The sequence below is a fragment of the Bacillus cereus group sp. MYBK220-1 genome (assembly GCF_051916445.1).
Lineage (GTDB): Bacteria > Bacillota > Bacilli > Bacillales > Bacillaceae_G > Bacillus_A > Bacillus_A cereus.
Window position 1 is genome coordinate 127,617 of the sequence record NZ_JBQAGQ010000006.1, and the last position, 17,379, is coordinate 144,995.

Consider the following 17,379-nt stretch of genomic DNA (forward strand, 5'->3'; position numbering starts at 1 on the left):
AGCGAGCGGACTAGCTTTATAGTACCCACTGAAATAAAGAATCATAATATAATTTGTAATAAATTATACGGGAAGGGAGCTGAGAATCATGTTTTATTCATATTTTAATTCTGAAACTGGTATGCGACCAGCATATGGTACATCTATAACGTATAGTGGAGCACAAAGTACAGTCCAAGCTATTCAACAAGCATTGCAAATGCAACAACAAATGCAAATGCAGCAGCAAGGAGTACAACCATATTACTCATCCGTAGAGTATTTTTACCCAGTACATCATGTTACACCGTACGGAAGTTCTTTTCTTACTATTCCATATGGAACTATATACAACTTATAACTAGTAAGGAATGAAGTGGTGTATATAAATAAGGGTGCAGATTAATAGCGCCCTTATGAATAATAAAAATAGCTAGTCCAAACCTTATAAATCAATCTTACATAATATATAGTAATAAGTTTGAAAGGGGAATCAGTATGTCTTGTTATTACTACTGTAAGTATTGTAAGGAGTATAAAAATAAGCATCATGATTGTTGTAAGAACACTAGTAAGTGTCATGATAACAAGGACAATCTTGTTAGAGCATCGGCATTTAGAGCTAGAAATACTGTGAATCAAAATGTTCCTGCTAATACTTTTGTGAAAGTGTTATTTCAAAATGAACAATTTGATTTAGCGAATGAGTATAATCCAGCAACATCTATTTTTATGCCGAAGACTAAAGGTGTATATTCTATTATTGGAACGATTGGTTTCTTTCCAAACGATCCAACTTTAAATTATAGAGCGCGTGTAGAAATTCGTGTGAATGGAAACGCAGCGATAGCTATAGATAATGACTTTTTTGGTCCAATAAGTTTTGGAAATGTCGTAAGTGTTTCGACGATTGTTCAATTGAATGCAGGGGATGAAGTTGAGATTTATGCACAAAGTAGTATAGATGGAGTTTTAAGTCCTTTAGAAGATGGTGCACATTTTGAAGCAGCAAGATTTCCTTCTCCAACTAAATAAAACTGATCATTAAATGTTTTTTAGTAGGTTTAGTTAATCCCCTTACCAAATGGTAGGGGATTATTATTGTTTTTCTAAAATATATAAGTAAATAGGTAAAGCGTAGTTTAATTTGTAGGGGCTTCAACCTTCTTCAGATAATAAACAGAATAATAAGTAACATGCTTGTAAAAACGCATTGTTAGTAAGTTTACTAGTTTTCTTATAGAACAAGAAAGACGGAATACATAAAAAATCGTATCATTATGTTTTTTCTTTACTATATAGAAATTATATATTGAACATAGATTTGTGTAGGGAATGCTAATACACTGAAAAGAATAGCATAAAGGCGATTACACTATATAAAAACAAAATCAATCCTAAGATGAGTAGTATTGGATGCAACTTGAACATATTTGACCTCCTTGAGTATATAAAGAATTTTAATATATTGTTGATCAATTTAGAAGGGGGACGGTTACATAAAAAAAGAGCATACATAAAAAGTACGCTCCAAAGAAAGATAGGTTTTATGAGTGGATAATCTCCATACGATAATATATGTTCTTTTCATAAAAACGTGTAAAAAATCAATGAATTATCAATGGAATATCATAACATGAGTAATTTTAGTCTAGGAATGCAGTTATTTTCTTTCTCGGTTATTTTAGGTAATAAAGTTGTGAAAATCGTGCATTATGCGGACTAACAGCGGGATAGCGATCGTACTTCCGTTACATATTTCTTAAAGTCTGGGTATTGCGTGATAGTTTGACATTTAGGGGTGCATAGTTGATTAATTATAGACACATTTGTAATTACTTCGTTACAAGGACCGAAAAATGTAATTTTTAGCTTTGAATTTGGTGGGATTTTGAACACGATAGGTTTTTTTTCCATGAAATCAGCTCCTAATATTGAGTATTATAATTTAATGGATATAGAGTCGTATTAGTATAATATGAAATTTCAGTGGATTTGCTTATAATAAAGAATTTTATAGTAGTAAAAGTGCTTAAAGATGTAAAGGGGAAATTGAGAATGGGAAATAAAATGTTTAATTAATATAATCAATAAATACGCAAATGGTTAATATAACTAATGCATTTTTTTGTTTGTTACATATTATGTTAGTAAGAATGGTATAAGGAGGTAGTATAAAATAGTGGAAGAAAATGTACAAGCTCAGCTTTCGCCACCGTGGATCACATATTTTAATGAATTAAAAAATTCAATAGGTGCTGATCCAACTGTTACAGTTGGGCCGCTTATTCCTGTGGGTGGTAATTATATTATTTTAGTGCATGCGTTAAGCAACGAAAAAGCAAGAGCATTAGCAACGCTTTTAAAATCTTTTGTACAATTTGGGAATGTAAGTGTGACAGTTATTGTAACGAATAATGAGAATGAAATTGTAAATCCATTTCCTTGTCCACTAGATGCATTTGAAATAGCTCATTTATTTCAAGTAGCACTAGAAAATAATCCTTATTTTGAACAAGTTGTGGTACAGCCTCAGTTCCCTGGCGGACCGAATGTTGTTTTTCCGGTTTTCGCTGCGGAAGTCATTCAGTTTTTCAATGACGATATTTCTAACTTATGTCAAACGTTTACAGGTGTTGCTGCCAATGTGTTTCGTGATGTAATGAATGATGAGGTTTGTGGTATCCCAATTCTATTTTCCACAAGTTGTGTTATGAGCAGTGAAAACTCACAATTACAAAATACAGATTTAGCACCAAAGTTGTTTTATTAAACTGTAAAAAGACATTTTCAGTAATAGAAAATGTCTTTTTTATGCACCAATAGTGTTCAGGTTGGAAAATAGCAATTTAATAGGAGTAAACTTCAATTAATTAAAATTTTTCTAAATCTCAAATTTCATGTAGAGGTAGTAATTTTGACTTAAGAGTATATAGAAAATGAGGGATGAAATTTTTTAGTTGAAAGGAAATCGATACTGAAAGTTATAATTTAATAATACAGGGAATTTTTTTTAATATCTGTAAAAATGATTGATAGGACGAGATTACATAATAAATGAATAGTAGGGTATATTTCGAATGTTTTATGTGGCATACATGTTAAAGTTGATAGAAATATTTCTGAAAGAGAATATATTTTGAAAAACAGTAAAGATTCTTTTTATTTATATTATAGATAGCTAGTTTTAGAGAGAGGAGGCTTACAATAAAACAAGCTATGAATAAGACATTCAAAAGGAGCTGGAATGTATGGGGTATATTGTAGATATTTCAAAATGGAATGGAACTATTAATTGGGATATTGCAGCATCTCAGCTAGATTTAGTGATTGCTAGAGTTCAAGATGGCTCTAATACGGTGGATTTTATGTATCAAAATTATGTTAGTGAAATGAAAAAGCATAGTATCCCATTCGGTAATTATGCTTTTTGCCGTTTTATATCTATTGCTGATGCAAAGAAAGAGGCACAAGATTTTTGGAATCGTGGTGATCAATCTGCTAAGTTTTGGGTAGCGGACATAGAAGTTCAAACGATGGTAGATATGCAAGGCGGGACACAGGCATTTATTGATGAATTACGCCGTTTAGGTGCGGAAAAAGTAGGATTATACGTAGGGCATCACACGTATTTATCATTTGGAACATGTAATATTGAAGCTGATTTCATATGGATCCCTCGTTATGGAGGGAATAAGCCAGCATATCCATGCGATATGTGGCAATATACGGATTCAGGGAATGTTCCTGGTATTGGGAAATGTGATCTGAATCGATTAGTAGGAAATAAGTCACTTTCTTGGTTTATAGATTCCAACAAAGCAAATCAATCTAACATAGTGTATACACAGCAACCGAATGGCATTGGTATTGCAGTTTCGAAATATCCTGATGGATACGGAATAAATTTATATGAAACTCCCATGACCCCTCAATTTACAGGTGCACTCACTCAGAAAATTCCATATTTAATCTTAACAAGTTATTGGGGAGGCGGTGAGCAAGATATGATTTGTTTAGGGAACGATAAGCAGTGGGCATATTTAAAACATTTTAATGTGAAATGGTTTTATGCAACTTCGAAATATCCTGTCGGTTACGGAGTAAATTATTATGAAGAGCCTGAATGTATGAATTATAAAGGGAATATAGATGGATCGACATCTTTTCGAGTGTGGGGTAGAGTGGGAAATGCGATAGATATCGGGCAGAATAGTTGGATACCTGAAAAACATGTAATTATTAAGTAACTATAGCGGCAGTATTGTTTTTAAGGAGTATGTAAAGAGTCTTCTTACTATACATAATAGTAAGAAGACTCTTTACGTTTAAAAATGAAAATACATGATACATAGTCTACTCATATGAAATGAATTACATGTAGAAAACACACTGTTTTCACAATGACTGTGTATAGTTAATTTGCATAATGATAAAAGTGAGGTATTTGAATTGAAAAAGAAAAAAATATTTATTGGAACAATTATTTCATGCGTGATGCTAGCATTATCTGCATGTGGTTCCTCAGACAACGTAGTAACATCAAAAGTAGGGAATGTTACAGAGAAAGAATTAAGTAAAGAATTACGACAACAATATGGAGAAAGTACTTTATATCAAATGATGTTAAGTAAGGCATTGTTAGATAAATATAAAGTTTCAGATGAGGAAGCAAAAAAGAAAGTAGAAGAAGCAAAAGATAAAATGGGTGAGAACTTTAAATCGACTTTAGAACAACTTGGGTTGAAAAACGAAGATGAATTAAAAGAAAAAATGAAGCCAGAAATTGCATTTGAGAAAGCGATTAAAGCAACAGTTACAGATAAAGATGTGAAAAATAACTATAAACCAGAAATGAAAGTAAGTCACATTTTAGTGAAAGATGAAAAAACGGCTAAAGAAATAAAGGAGAAAGTAAATAATGGTGAAGATTTTGCTGCCTTAGCAAAACAGTATTCAGAGGATACTGGTTCAAAGGAACAGGGCGGGGAAATATCTGGTTTTGCTCCTGGGCAAACAGTGAAAGAATTTGAGGAAGCTGCGTATAAATTAGATGCAGGCCAAGTAAGTGATCCGGTTAAAACAACTTACGGTTACCATATTATTAAAGTGACGGATAAAAAAGAATTGAAGCCATTTGATGAAGTAAAGGATAAAATTCGTAAAGATATAGAACAACAAAGACTACAAGATACGACAGGTAAATGGAAACAACAAGTAGTCAATGATTTATTGAAAGATGCTGATATTAAAGTGAATAATAAAGAATTTAAAGATACATTTAAATTTCTAGAAAAGAAATAATGACTGTAATCATAATTAGAAAAGGGAACTCATATAGAGTTCCCTTTTCTAATTAGTGTGTGAGTTATAAATAGATAGTAAGACAATACAATATTACATTTAAATATTAAGAATTACAATGGAAAATTATGGTTTATAATTATTTCAACGAAAGTGGATATTCTACGGTTTTCATTATGCAAGTTTATTACATATATTTACTCTTTAATAATGAATATCGAACATAATTTAAAAAATAATACATATAATGTTTTTGAATAAATATTTAACATGGATAATTAGTAAAAAGCTGAGCATTCGATTGGAAAGGATGCTCTTTTTGTTGTGAAAATTTTAGGATAAAGAATGAATCGTTTTAAACGCATCATTTACCACATCAATAAATTAAGGTGGGGAGAATATATGAAAGTAATCTTTCAAGGAGAGGGCGGAGCGAAAATTTTTGAGTCATATGATGAAAATATAAGTGATTTATTAGCTATATTAAAAGAAACGAAAGGGATTAAAATCGGAATTGTTGAGTATAAAGTGTTAAAGTACGAACTTAATTATTTTCGTCATCCGAAAAAAGCGGATACAGAGAGAGAGTTACATATAATAGTACAACCTAAGTATATGTAATGAAATATAATAATAAAAATCACTGATTCAGTTTTGTAAAGTTCCATAGAGTATGTAAGAAAAGAGAGTGTTGTAAATGCTCTCTTTTCTTATGCTTTGTGAGTTCGTTCATCATAGTATATGTGTTCAGTTATAGATGGTTAATAAACGAAAAAATTTAAAACTTTTTTGTTTAGGCAGGGATTTTATATTTGAGTAAATAAATATACTATGAAGTATTTTTTATACGAATATTGGAGGAGTATAAAATGAGTTTAGCAAGTTACATAGGCTGTAATGTAGAAATTCCGTTAACGGAGCCCGATTCTAATGATGTAATTGTTTTTGGACCATGTTTTGCAGATGAAAGTATGCTTGAAATTGTACAAGAGTATCAATTCCAAAAAAATTACATATATGAGGTTTCAACTAGTTGGGGAATTGAACTTGTCGAGTGGCAAAACGTAAAGGAAAAAAAAGAAGCGAAAGAAAAACTTTTAACTTTATGCAAGATTATGGAAGGTTATTTGGAAGATGGAGACTATTTTGAATTATTCAGTTGTTGGGTTGGTGATGAAGATAAGGAACGAGTAGGGGAATTGAAATTAAAAATAAATCATTTTAATATAGATGAATTATGTATTCCAGAAAGAACATTAGTTAGGATAGAAAAATAAGCTTTGAATATTTTTTAGAAAAAGGCGATTTCACTTTGTGTGAAGTCGCCTTTTAGTTTTTATATGCATGTTATATAAGAAATGAAAAGTTTATTTGATAAAGGAAAAAATATGGAGATAAATAAAATTATGTTTTTTGTTAAGAAATAATAAGTATAGCTCTTCTCAAAGGAACGTAAGTTCGTGTATAATAAGAACGAATGTTCTTTTAAGAGGTAACCTAATTATAGTTTAGAAGTAAATTCGAGTTTAGTAAGTATTAAAAATAACTAAGGGATAGCATGAATAAATAAATGTATAAATGATCAAGGAGATAAAAAATGAACGATGTAAAGATACAAAAAGAAGAAAGAGAGTGGGTTCCGTTTACAGTAATGTCCGAACAACTTTTAAATATGAGAAAGATTATTGGAGAGAAATTAAAAGTACAAAAACCGCTTTTAACAAATGAAGCAAAAGAGAGGATTTCTGATAAATTATTAACGTCATTACTGTCTGAGAAAGAAATATTGGTAACATATTTTGAAGATGGTTACATATTAACAAGCTACATGACTGTTGTACATATCAATCCGGTAAAACAAATTGTAATTTGTACAGACGCCTTTTATAAAACTTACGTATTTAACGCTATGGATATTATTGAAATAATGTAAAAGAAGCTGAATATTAAATGGCAGCTTTTTTTATTTCTGATTTATGAGACAAATAATATAAGAAAAAGCAGCTAGCTTTGTGCTAGCTGCTGAGCCCCAGGGAAAGGGAGAAAAAGATAGGGTACTCCAAAATCGATAAGAGCTGTCAAACAGCCTGATTATAGTATAGACAAATTAAAATTTTCTATACAAAAAGTTGAACATAAGATTAGGCTGTACCCACTTGGTTTTGATCTGCAAGGTCAGAATCAAATGTATTGGTCGCGCTAACACCGCTAAAAGTATTAACAACAAAACCAACGTTTGATGCGCCGGAACCATTATAAGCTTTCGTATTTTCTTTCGGAGAAACGTTGTAGAAATCACCTAAGTTAAATGATCCATTACTATTTTGTACAACTAAATTTCCTACAACTGATGGCATAATTTTCACCTGCTTTATAATAAGTTGTTAACATTACTATATGGAGTTATAGTCCAGATGGTTCATATAATAAAAATTGTGGAATAGTAAAACGTTTGGAGCATGGATTTCAATAAAAGTGTGTTAAAATTAATATAATAAAGTTGAGTAATTTTTTAAAAAAATTTGTATAATTGATATATATGAAAATAAAGGAGGCAAAATGTAATGAAAGATATTATGAAAAAAGTTGATTTAACAGATGCCAAATCAAGTAATCTTGTTGCACTAATTTATAGTAATGAAGTTATATTAGTTGAAGACGCATTTTGTCCAAATGAAATAAAATTAAAGTTTAATGAAATTGCAATTTTATCTGCAATTAAAACAGCTTATATTGCGAAAGTGTCTATTAGGAAAGAACTTGAAGCGCTTTTTCATGATACGGGTGTTATATTAGTGAAACAAAATGTTGATTATGGTAGTAGCCAATCTATTACCATGCATTTTGAGCAATTTAAAAAGTTGCAAGATGAGATTGAACATTTAAATAAAAGTATGTAATAAAGCAGCTAAATAAAGGTTCTATCATAAAGGTGGAATGTGTTGTGTTGAAAAAGTGGTTTAAAAATTATTTGGGTGAATCGCATTGTAAACATAAATATATTTTTATTAAGATGCAGGATAATGAGAATTTTAAAAAAGGGACATTAGGTGTAGTTTATATTTACCAGTGTGAGAAATGTGGAAAAGAGAAGTTGAAATGTAAAAACAATAATGAAATAAACAATGAATTTTTAGATATATAGCAAAAAGTAACCATGATGGTTACTTTTTTGGTTTATGTATACAATATCAAAACCATTACTAAAGTATGAGTTGAGTTGATACTATAGTAAATCGCTGAATAAAAATGAAGAGAGTAAGATATAGGGAAGGAGGATGAGAGAAATGAAGCGAAAAGAAATTAGTAAATCTGTAATTATTACAGGCGTGACACAAGGGTTAGGGCGTGCGATGGTTGATCGATTTCATGAATTAGGGTGGAACATATATGGTTGTGGACGTTCAAAAGATAAAATTGAAGAACTAAAAAAGCAGTACAGTAAAATACATGATTTCCAAGTAATTGATGTTTCAGATTCTCAGCAAGTTAACAATTGGGCAAATTATATACTTAATACACATACAGCTCCCGATATGATAATAAATAATGCATCGATTGTAAATCAAAATGCACAACTTTGGAAAATTACGGCTCAAGAATTCGAAAATGTAATGAATGTAAACGTGAATGGTGTAGTAAATGTAATAAGAGCATTTGTTCCAGCGATGGTAGCTAGGAAAGAAGGAATTATCATTAATATGAGTTCTAGTTGGGGGAGAGAAGGTGAGGCTGAGCTTGCGCCATATTGTGCCTCGAAATTTGCTATTGAAGGTATCACTAAATCTATGGCCCTGGAATTACCCCATGGCATGGCTGTAGTTGCTTTAGATCCTGGAGGGAGTATTAGTACTCCAATGCTGAAGTCATGTGCGCCACAATATATAAATGAATCGCCTACACCTGCAACTTGGTCACAAAAAGCAATTGAATATATATTGAATATAACAATAGATAAAAATGGAGATTCATTGACATGCCCAGCATGCATATAAAAAGCACCTTTAAGGTGCTTTTATATTAGTAGCACATTATATCATTCACAAAATTACATCTAAAAAATAAAATAAAAGATTAAGGGTGAGATTTGTTTGTTTTGAAAGCTTTAGAAAATATTTAAATAGGTGATAAAAATGAATCCAAGCAGTTTAAAAGTGACAGGGGCATGGTTTCAAGTGGGAGGGAATCTTACAGCTGCTATTGGAACGACAAGAGGATTTATTGGAGAAGAGAAAGTTGAATCGGATCTTGTTATTGTAGGAAGCTCATTACAAGCCCTCGGATATATATTACAAATCATTGCGAGCAATTATGATGATGGGGAAGAAAAAAGAGAAAATCAAAATATAGGCTTAGAGAATCAAAGTAAATTACTTGATCAAATAGGAATTGAGTTATTAGCATTAGGCAATATATCAAATGTAATAGGAACATATTTTAATATAAATGAACAATTGAAAGAAAATGATTATCTTATCATTACAGGGAACAGTTTACAATCGATCGGTGCTTTTTTAGGAGTAGAAGCAGCTTTGTTGGATATAAATGTATTACAGAAAATTATTATACTGGGTAACTCCATGCAAAGTTTAGGGGCTGGATTACAAGCGTATCAAGGTGTTTCAAATGTATTGAAAGATGAGAGAGAAAATGAAGATAGTATTTTTGATAAGAAGGATGAGAGAATCATTGCACTCATTGGTATTTGGATACAAGCGATAGGAACGTTAATTTCTGCAATTGGAGTAACTGCAATAGAGGAAGAAAATAGGCTAGAAAACAATAAAAAGTCTGAAATACTTATTTAAATAGAAGGAGATACATTGATTTTAGAGGTAGGTTAAGAATAAAATGGTAGTAGGTTTTTTTGCGTATAGATAGAATATATAAAGTAAGAGATGTTATATATACTTAATGAAAATTTATGTAATGCCAACATCATAAGATTTCTTTGCGTATATTTTGAAAAGTGATATATAAAATAAAAAATAAGGAGTTTTCAAGGGATGATGTATTTATTAGCAATTCTTCTTCCACCTGTTGCTGTATTATTTTGTGGAAAACCAATTCAGGCAATCATAAATTTTATATTAACATTAATATTTTGGGTTCCAGGGGTTATACATGCAATTCTTGTAGTGCATGATAAAAAAGCTGATCGGCGTTTGAAAAAACAAATTCAAGCATATGATGAAATTAATAAGAGGAATCGAAGATAATTCATCTGCAAAATGTTTTTAAAAGGAAGGAGGATTAACCTCCTTTCTTTTTTAGTGGGTGTTAAGTTTAGATTTTTGTGTGGCGGAAAGAATTTTTAATGTAAGTATTATGATAATAACTTTTAGATTGTGCATGTAATAGGCCAGTATAAATACTTTCTGGTACATTAAAGAAATCGTACATACCATTCTTTAATTGGATTCGCAAAATCATAGAAAAAGGATTGTAGCCAACAGCAACTATATTTTTTGAAATTACGGGAGATAGCTTCATCATTACACAACTCCTCACTTTTCATTTTTAATAATTTCTTGTAGATGTTGAGGTTGTGATGTTGAAATCCTTATAATTTAAGAGGTATTATACTTATATGCAATATATTAAATGTTTGTTATACGTAATTATAAGGAAGTTCACACGAAGTACATATCGTTGTGCTATTTTTATTTCACCTTTGATTTATAAATAAGAAAATATTGACCATTTGAAAAAAAGGTATATTATTTATACGAGGTATTAAAAATTCACTTTCTACATTCTATGCTTAAAGGGGCAGCGTTATTAGGAAAAATAGAAGTGAAAATAGTTTGTATAAGAAGTATTCTAAAATTTATAATCTGTGAATTAGGAAAATATTGAATGCTCCAGGTCAATATACTTTCTTAATCAAATTCATTTTAGAAAGTGACCTCAATATTTTTAAGTAAATCAACGGGAGAATTGAAAGGCAGGAGAAAGTAACATGTCAGAAAATTATCGTTCTCGAGAGGAACGACGACAAGTTAAAAAGAAAAAACAGCCAGCTTCTAAAACACAAAAACCAAAAGGTAAAACATCATTCTTTCGCAAGTTTTTAATTACTTGTTTATTACTTGGTATTGTTGGTTTAGTGGCGGGGGTTGCTACCTTTTTCGTAATGATTAAGGATGCACCAAAACTTGAGAAAGCAAAACTTGTTAATCCGTTATCCTCAAAAATTTATGATAAAAACGGGGATTTGGTATATGAATATGGAAAAGAAAAAAGGACGAATGTTACGTATGAGCAAATACCTAAATTAGTAGAAAATGCATTTTTAGCGACAGAAGATTCACGTTTTTATGAGCATAGCGGAGTAGATTTTAAAGGTACTGCCCGTGCTGTTCTAGTAAGTCTTAAAGGGGATTATGGTTCTCAAGGTGGAAGTACGATAACACAGCAAGTTATTAAAAACTACTTCTTATCAATGGACAAAACACCAAAGCGTAAGGCGCAAGAAATATATTTAGCTTATAAGCTAGAACAACAGTATTCAAAACATGAAATATTAGAGATGTACTTAAATAAAATTAACTTAGGAAACCGTTCATATGGGATCGCAACAGCAGCACAAAACTACTATGGTAAAGAATTGAAGGACTTAACATTACCAGAAGTTGCGATGCTTGCAGGTTTACCGAAAGCACCGAATAACTATGATCCAACGAAAAAAGAAAATGTTCAAAAAGCAACAGAAAGAAGAAATGTTGTTCTAAGTTTAATGAACCGACATGGATATATAACAAAACAGGAAATGGAAGAAGCAATAAAAGTTGACGTAGAAAAGGGACTCAAGCCTGCAACTCAACTACAAACAATGCCATACCCTGCATTTATGGATGCAGTTGTGAAAGAAGTAGAAAAAGAATTACCAGATGCTAATATCGGTTCTGACGGTTTAGAAATTTATACAACGTTAGATCCGAAAGCACAGAAACTTGCTGATAATATTTTAAATAATAATATCATTGATTATCCGAACGATAAATTCCAAGGTGCATTCACATTTATGGATACGAAAACAGGAGAAGTTCGTGCTATAGGTAGTGGCCGTGGAGAAAATAAAGCTGTATTTAAAGGGCATAATATGGCAATTGAATTAGATCGTGCAGCTGGTTCAACGATGAAGCCGATTTTCGACTACGCTCCTGCAATTGAATATTTAAAATGGGCTACGTACCATCAAATTGATGACTCTCCATTTAAGTATTCAACGGGACAAGAAGTACGAAATGCAGATAGAAGTCATATGGGTCCAATTACAATGCGTGAAGCATTAAAAATGTCGCGTAATATTCCTGCAATTAAAACTGCAAAAGAAGTAGGGATTAGTAAATCGAAAGAATTCTCTGAGAAACTAGGTATTACATTTAATACAGCACCGACAGAATCGACAGCGATTGGTACAAATGAAGTATCGCCAACTGAAATAGCGGGTGCTTATGCGGCATTTGGTAATGAAGGTAAATATACGAAACCGCATTTTGTTAAGAAAGTCGTTTATCCAGACGGTAAGTCACAAAGTTTTGGACAAAAACCAAAACAAGTTATGACAGATTCTACCGCATACATGATTACTGATATGCTTCGTTCTGTAGTTACATCTGGTACTGGTACATCGGCAAATGTAGGCTCCTTAGATGTAGCTGGTAAAACGGGTACGACAAACTATTCATCAAAGCAATTAGCTCAATATAAAATTCCAGAAAGTGCAACTCGTGATAGTTGGTTCGCTGGATATACACCGCAATATACGATGGCAGTATGGACTGGGTATATGAAAGATGGTAAAGACGAGTATATTAGTAGTAAGAATACGAAAATTGCACAGTTGATCTTTAAAGAAATGATGAGCGAAATGGCTACAGATAAATCACGCTTTAAAATGCCAAGTAGTGTTATTCAAGAAGGTAGTGAGCTACGTATAAAAGGTGAAAAACGTGATTCATCGCCAAATACTAGCGTACCGGATACAACGGAGCAACCAAAACAAGATCAACAGCAAAAAACTGAAGAAGAGAAAAAGCAAGAAGAATTAAAGAAACAAGAAGAACTGAAAAAACAAGAAGAACAAAAGAAACAAGAGGAACTTAAGAAGCAAGAAGAACAAAAGAAACTAGAAGAGCAAAAGAAACAAGAAGAACAAAATAATGGAAATGGCCAAGGAACGACACCTCCAGCAAATAACGGAGGAGGTCAAGGAAATACGACACCTCCAGCAAATAATGGAGGAGGTCAAGGAAATACGACACCTCCAGCAAATAATGGAGGAGGTCAAGGAAATACGACACCTCCAGCAAATAACGGAGGAGGTCAAGGAAATACGACACCTCCGGCAAATAATGGAGGAGGTCAAGGAAATACAACTCCACCAGCGACCACACAACCAGAGACTGGCGGTAATGCAGGAGAGCCCCCTGCTAATAATGGGCAATAAGAAAAATTTATAAAAAATATTAAAAAGCACTTAAGATTTGTGAAAATTACAATCTTAAGTGCTTTTTTCGTTTAAATGTAGTAGCTATGAAATGATGTGTTTTAAATGTTAAACGTACCATAAAAATTTTGAAAATAAATTGATGGGAAATGATAAAAGACTTGAGCCTGAGGTAGTGGAGCGTGGCTAGGATGATAAAAGGTAGTGCTACTTGGATGGGCACCATGATGCCAAAATGAAGGGGTAGCTTGACCTGGTGATTGGTATTGTTGCCAAATTGCTGGAAGTTCAATGCCGACATCGGAACTTGCTGTATGAACGGCGGGGGCATGTATTTCGGGTATCGAAGGAACCGCGACAGTTACTCTTGATGATAATACCCACATAAAATAATCACTCCTAAGTTGTGATAATAAATTAGTATATTCTTTTCACACGTATAAAGGTACATATATAGGACTTTCGTTTAAAATATGCGTACAAAGTCTTAAGACTAATGTAAGCTGATGGTGGACTATTTAATATGAAAAGATACGTCTATTTGCGGAGGGAAAAGAGATCAATAAAATGTACAATGAGGGTGTTAATCGTAATATTTTACGAGTGTATGGAGGTATTTTTATGGAACGATTATGGACGAAATCATTTATTCAAATGACTTTCGCAATGTTATTTTTATTTACAGGATTTTATTTACTTGTTCCAACGCTCCCGCTCTTTATTAAAGAGATAGGTGGCAATGAATCGCAAGTTGGACTTATGATGGGGATGTTTACAATAGCTGCTGTTGTAATACGACCGATTATTGGAGGAATGTTAGATCAATATGGTAGAAGATCCTTTATTATTTTCGGACTCATCTTTTTTGGCTTAACGATGTACTCCTATAATATAGCATCGACTATTGTCCTTTTAGCTGTTTTACGTGTTATTCACGGAGTAACATGGGCTGTTTCTACAACAGCTGTTGGAACAGCAATAACGGATATTATTCCAGATTCACGCCGCGGTGAAGGTATGGGTTGGTATGGGATGGCGATGACAATTGCAATGGCGATTGGACCTATGATTGGATTATGGGTTGTGCAAAATTATTCATTTGATGGTCTATTTTTATTAGCGACGTTGTTATCTTTTATGGCAGTTGTATTATCATTAATAACGAAGATCCCATTTACGCCACAAAAAGAAAAAGGGAAAATTCAGCTATTTGAGAAATCCGTATTAACAATCACGATTGTAGTATTCTTTTTATCGTTTGCATATGGAGGAATAACAACCTTTTTACCGTTATTTGCATCATCAATTCATGTAAACCCGGGAACTTTCTTTCTTGTATATGCAATTGCATTAACAATTGTAAGACCAATTTCAGGGAAACTATTAGATAAGTATGGAGAAGTATTCATCATACTTCCAGCATTATGTATTACTATTTTAGCTATAGTTGTTTTAACTATCTCAAATGGTTTGATAGGTGTAATTATCGCAGCAACATTATACGGTATTGGATTTGGTTCAGCGCAGCCAGCTTTGCAAGCGGCAATGCTTACAATTGTCGATCCGAGTAAAAGAGGAGTTGCAAATGCTTCATTTTTTACAGCGTTTGATTTAGGAATCGGGTTAGGTGCTATTTTACTTGGAGTTGTTTCACAAATGTTTGGTTATCGTATTTTATTTTCAGGGAGTGCAATTTCAGCATTGATAGCCTTAATTATTTTCGTCTTCTTTGTAAAACAACGATTAGGAAAAAAAGAGTTTGCGTAAACTGGAGGAATAAAGATGAGAATTTCAATTGATCGTAAAGCTCTGCAATGGTTCCAGGAAGAATTACGTATAAAGCACGGTGAATCTGTACGTTTTACTGTAAGGTACGGAGGGGATAGTTCAATTCAGCCCGGATATTCTTTAGGGGTTGTTGCTGAGAAACCCGATGGCGAAATAGTGTCAGTTGAGAAGGAAGGTATTATATTTTTTGTAGATTCTGATGATCTTTGGTATTTTCAAAACTATGATTTATTTGTAAGTTATCATGAGGAAATGGAAGAAATTCAATTTAATTATGTAAAATAATAACTTTATTAAAAATGAATAAGTTTTATATAAAAATTATATTTAAGAGATAGTGAAATAAATATCATATAGTAACGAGCTGTATTTATGTACAGCTCGTTTTTTCTATTTCTCAAATAAAATTAGAATAATTGTATATTTGGCGGTGTTATATGAAAAATCTTTATATCTTGTTTTTGAAAATACGCAAAGAAGTCTATCCTTTCTTTATAAAATATAAGAATTATTTTCAAAAAATTGTATTGTTACAGTAAGAAAAGTGTAGGAAACTTATCATTATAAAATAAATTGAAATCTTCTAAAAACTCTGATACATTGAAATAGAAATGTAGTTTCACAGTATTGTAAAGGCTTACAGTTATGTGCACGAAGATCTATTAGGATTGGAGGAAATAATGATGAAAGCTGAAGAGAAATTTTCCCCGGGATTAGATGGTATAGTGGCAGCGGAGACGAAAATCTCGTTTCTTGACACAGTAAAAGGTGAAATTGTAATTCAAGGGTATGACTTAATCGAACTCTCAAAAACAAAAGAGTATTTAGACATTGTGCACCTTTTATTGGAGGAACACCTACCGAATGAAGATGAAAAAGTAACACTTGAAAAGAAATTAAAAGAAGAATATGCAGTACCAGAAGGTGTATTCAACGTACTAAAGGCATTGCCTAAAGAGACGCATCCCATGGATGGATTACGTACAGGTGTGTCAGCGTTAGCTGGTTACGATAATGATATCGAAAACCGCTCGTTAGAAGTGAATAAAAGCCGAGGGTACAAGCTGTTAAGTAAAGTGCCAAACATTGTAGCGAATAGCTATCATATTTTAAATAATGAGGAGCCAATTGAACCTCTTAAAGAATTATCTTATAGTGCGAATTTCTTCTATATGTTAACTGGTAAAAAACCAACTGAACTTGAGGAAAAGATCTTTGATCGTTCCCTTGTTTTATATAGTGAGCATGAAATGCCAAACTCTACATTTACAGCTCGCGTTATTGCATCAACACAATCAGATTTATACGGTGCTTTAACAGGTGCAGTTGCATCTTTAAAAGGAAGTTTACATGGCGGTGCAAATGAAGCGGTTATGTACATGCTTTTAGAAGCTGGTAATGTTGAGAAATTTGAAGAGTTATTACAGAAGAAACTATATAACAAAGAAAAAATTATGGGCTTTGGACACCGTGTTTATATGAAGAAGATGGATCCAAGAGCACTTATGATGAAGGAAGCTTTAAAACAGTTATGTGATGTAAAAGGTGATTATACACTATATGAAATGTGTGAAGCTGGAGAAAAGATTATGGAAAAAGAAAAAGGAATTTATCCAAATCTTGATTATTATGCAGCTCCAGTATATTGGATGCTAGGTATTCCAATTCAACTTTACACACCAATCTTCTTTAGCTCTAGAACAGTGGGGTTATGTGCGCACGTTATTGAGCAACATGCAAATAATCGTTTGTTCCGTCCTCGTGTAAATTATATTGGCGAGCGACATGTACTTAGTAAATAAGAACAACTGGGGAGTTGTTAGCGCCGCCCGCCAGATGGGTGTTTGACCGAC

21 protein-coding genes are annotated in these 17,379 nt (G+C 32.4%); 17 read left to right on the forward strand and 4 right to left on the reverse strand.

What is annotated here, in order from left to right; all coding sequences use genetic code 11:
• Positions 1-88 precede the first annotated feature (88 nt).
• The gene (locus ACTFRU_RS22375; protein WP_000500100.1) at positions 89-340 is read left to right on the forward strand and encodes a DUF3947 family protein; all 252 of its coding nucleotides are present in this window, start codon (positions 89-91) and stop codon (positions 338-340) included.
• A gap of 137 nt (positions 341-477) precedes the next feature.
• Entirely contained in the window at positions 478-1,014 is a 537-nt protein-coding gene (locus ACTFRU_RS22380; protein ID WP_016122449.1) for a C1q-like domain-containing protein, read from the forward strand.
• 687 nt (positions 1,015-1,701) lie between these two features.
• On the opposite strand, the gene ACTFRU_RS22385 is transcribed toward ACTFRU_RS22380, so the two are convergent.
• Positions 1,702-1,896, reverse strand: coding sequence for a hypothetical protein (locus ACTFRU_RS22385; protein ID WP_000412555.1), 195 nt, complete (start codon positions 1,894-1,896; stop codon positions 1,702-1,704).
• Positions 1,897-2,161: 265 nt separating this feature from the next.
• Between ACTFRU_RS22385 and ACTFRU_RS22390 the strand changes: the two genes are divergently transcribed.
• The 6 genes from ACTFRU_RS22390 to ACTFRU_RS22415 all read left to right on the forward strand — a co-directional run bounded on the left by ACTFRU_RS22390 (position 2,162) and on the right by ACTFRU_RS22415 (position 7,216).
• The gene (locus ACTFRU_RS22390) at positions 2,162-2,752 is read left to right on the forward strand and encodes a hypothetical protein (RefSeq protein WP_000392281.1); all 591 of its coding nucleotides are present in this window, start codon (positions 2,162-2,164) and stop codon (positions 2,750-2,752) included.
• Positions 2,753-3,230: 478 nt separating this feature from the next.
• Positions 3,231-4,229, forward strand: coding sequence for a glycoside hydrolase family 25 protein (locus ACTFRU_RS22395; protein ID WP_440037870.1), 999 nt, complete (start codon positions 3,231-3,233; stop codon positions 4,227-4,229).
• 202 nt (positions 4,230-4,431) lie between these two features.
• Positions 4,432-5,283: a peptidylprolyl isomerase PrsA gene (locus ACTFRU_RS22400; RefSeq protein WP_000727348.1), complete on the forward strand. Its 852-nt coding sequence runs from the start codon at positions 4,432-4,434 to the stop codon at positions 5,281-5,283.
• Between the two features lie 402 nt (positions 5,284-5,685).
• Complete coding sequence (locus ACTFRU_RS22405; protein ID WP_000864271.1) at positions 5,686-5,904, forward strand: hypothetical protein; 219 nt, start codon at positions 5,686-5,688, stop codon at positions 5,902-5,904.
• 248 nt (positions 5,905-6,152) lie between these two features.
• A complete protein-coding gene (locus tag ACTFRU_RS22410; RefSeq protein ID WP_006925988.1) occupies positions 6,153-6,560 on the forward strand; it encodes a hypothetical protein in 408 nt (135 codons plus the stop codon).
• Between the two features lie 320 nt (positions 6,561-6,880).
• A complete protein-coding gene (locus ACTFRU_RS22415) occupies positions 6,881-7,216 on the forward strand; it encodes a YolD-like family protein (protein ID WP_002024004.1) in 336 nt (111 codons plus the stop codon).
• Positions 7,217-7,424: 208 nt separating this feature from the next.
• On the opposite strand, the gene gerPF is transcribed toward ACTFRU_RS22415, so the two are convergent.
• Complete coding sequence (gene gerPF / locus ACTFRU_RS22420; RefSeq protein ID WP_001141569.1) at positions 7,425-7,640, reverse strand: spore germination protein GerPF; 216 nt, start codon at positions 7,638-7,640, stop codon at positions 7,425-7,427.
• Positions 7,641-7,847: 207 nt separating this feature from the next.
• Between gerPF and ACTFRU_RS22425 the strand changes: the two genes are divergently transcribed.
• The 5 genes from ACTFRU_RS22425 to ACTFRU_RS22445 all read left to right on the forward strand — a co-directional run bounded on the left by ACTFRU_RS22425 (position 7,848) and on the right by ACTFRU_RS22445 (position 10,502).
• On the forward strand, positions 7,848-8,183 hold the full coding sequence (locus ACTFRU_RS22425) for a hypothetical protein (RefSeq protein ID WP_440037871.1): 336 nt from the start codon (positions 7,848-7,850) through the stop codon (positions 8,181-8,183).
• Between the two features lie 44 nt (positions 8,184-8,227).
• Entirely contained in the window at positions 8,228-8,428 is a 201-nt protein-coding gene (locus ACTFRU_RS22430; protein WP_000915146.1) for a hypothetical protein, read from the forward strand.
• A 142-nt stretch (positions 8,429-8,570) separates the two neighbouring features.
• Positions 8,571-9,278 (forward strand): SDR family oxidoreductase, encoded by a 708-nt coding sequence (locus ACTFRU_RS22435; protein ID WP_440037872.1) that lies wholly within the window; start codon positions 8,571-8,573, stop codon positions 9,276-9,278.
• 138 nt (positions 9,279-9,416) lie between these two features.
• Positions 9,417-10,091 (forward strand): DUF6944 family repetitive protein, encoded by a 675-nt coding sequence (locus ACTFRU_RS22440; RefSeq protein ID WP_001070038.1) that lies wholly within the window; start codon positions 9,417-9,419, stop codon positions 10,089-10,091.
• 198 nt (positions 10,092-10,289) lie between these two features.
• Complete coding sequence (locus tag ACTFRU_RS22445) at positions 10,290-10,502, forward strand: YqaE/Pmp3 family membrane protein (RefSeq protein WP_000990233.1); 213 nt, start codon at positions 10,290-10,292, stop codon at positions 10,500-10,502.
• A 67-nt stretch (positions 10,503-10,569) separates the two neighbouring features.
• Here the strand turns inward: ACTFRU_RS22445 and ACTFRU_RS22450 are convergent, their stop codons facing one another.
• Positions 10,570-10,779 carry a KTSC domain-containing protein gene (locus ACTFRU_RS22450; RefSeq protein WP_000977081.1) on the reverse strand — a complete coding sequence of 70 codons (210 nt, stop codon included), beginning with the start codon at positions 10,777-10,779 and terminating at the stop codon, positions 10,570-10,572.
• Positions 10,780-11,245: 466 nt separating this feature from the next.
• Here ACTFRU_RS22450 and ACTFRU_RS22455 point away from each other — a divergent pair, with 466 nt between their 5' ends.
• Positions 11,246-13,738 (forward strand): PBP1A family penicillin-binding protein, encoded by a 2,493-nt coding sequence (locus ACTFRU_RS22455; RefSeq protein ID WP_046392670.1) that lies wholly within the window; start codon positions 11,246-11,248, stop codon positions 13,736-13,738.
• A gap of 101 nt (positions 13,739-13,839) precedes the next feature.
• On the opposite strand, the gene ACTFRU_RS22460 is transcribed toward ACTFRU_RS22455, so the two are convergent.
• Positions 13,840-14,124, reverse strand: a complete 285-nt coding sequence (locus ACTFRU_RS22460) for a hypothetical protein (protein WP_000270101.1) — start codon at positions 14,122-14,124, stop codon at positions 13,840-13,842.
• 235 nt (positions 14,125-14,359) lie between these two features.
• On the opposite strand from ACTFRU_RS22460, the gene ACTFRU_RS22465 reads away from it, so the two are divergent.
• From ACTFRU_RS22465 to mmgD, 3 genes are all read left to right on the forward strand, one after another.
• Positions 14,360-15,505 (forward strand): MFS transporter, encoded by a 1,146-nt coding sequence (locus ACTFRU_RS22465; protein WP_000440662.1) that lies wholly within the window; start codon positions 14,360-14,362, stop codon positions 15,503-15,505.
• 15 nt (positions 15,506-15,520) lie between these two features.
• A complete protein-coding gene (locus ACTFRU_RS22470) occupies positions 15,521-15,811 on the forward strand; it encodes a HesB/YadR/YfhF family protein (RefSeq protein WP_001222842.1) in 291 nt (96 codons plus the stop codon).
• A gap of 395 nt (positions 15,812-16,206) precedes the next feature.
• A complete protein-coding gene (mmgD, locus tag ACTFRU_RS22475) occupies positions 16,207-17,328 on the forward strand; it encodes a citrate synthase (RefSeq protein WP_002041090.1) in 1,122 nt (373 codons plus the stop codon).
• Positions 17,329-17,379: the final 51 nt, after the last annotated feature.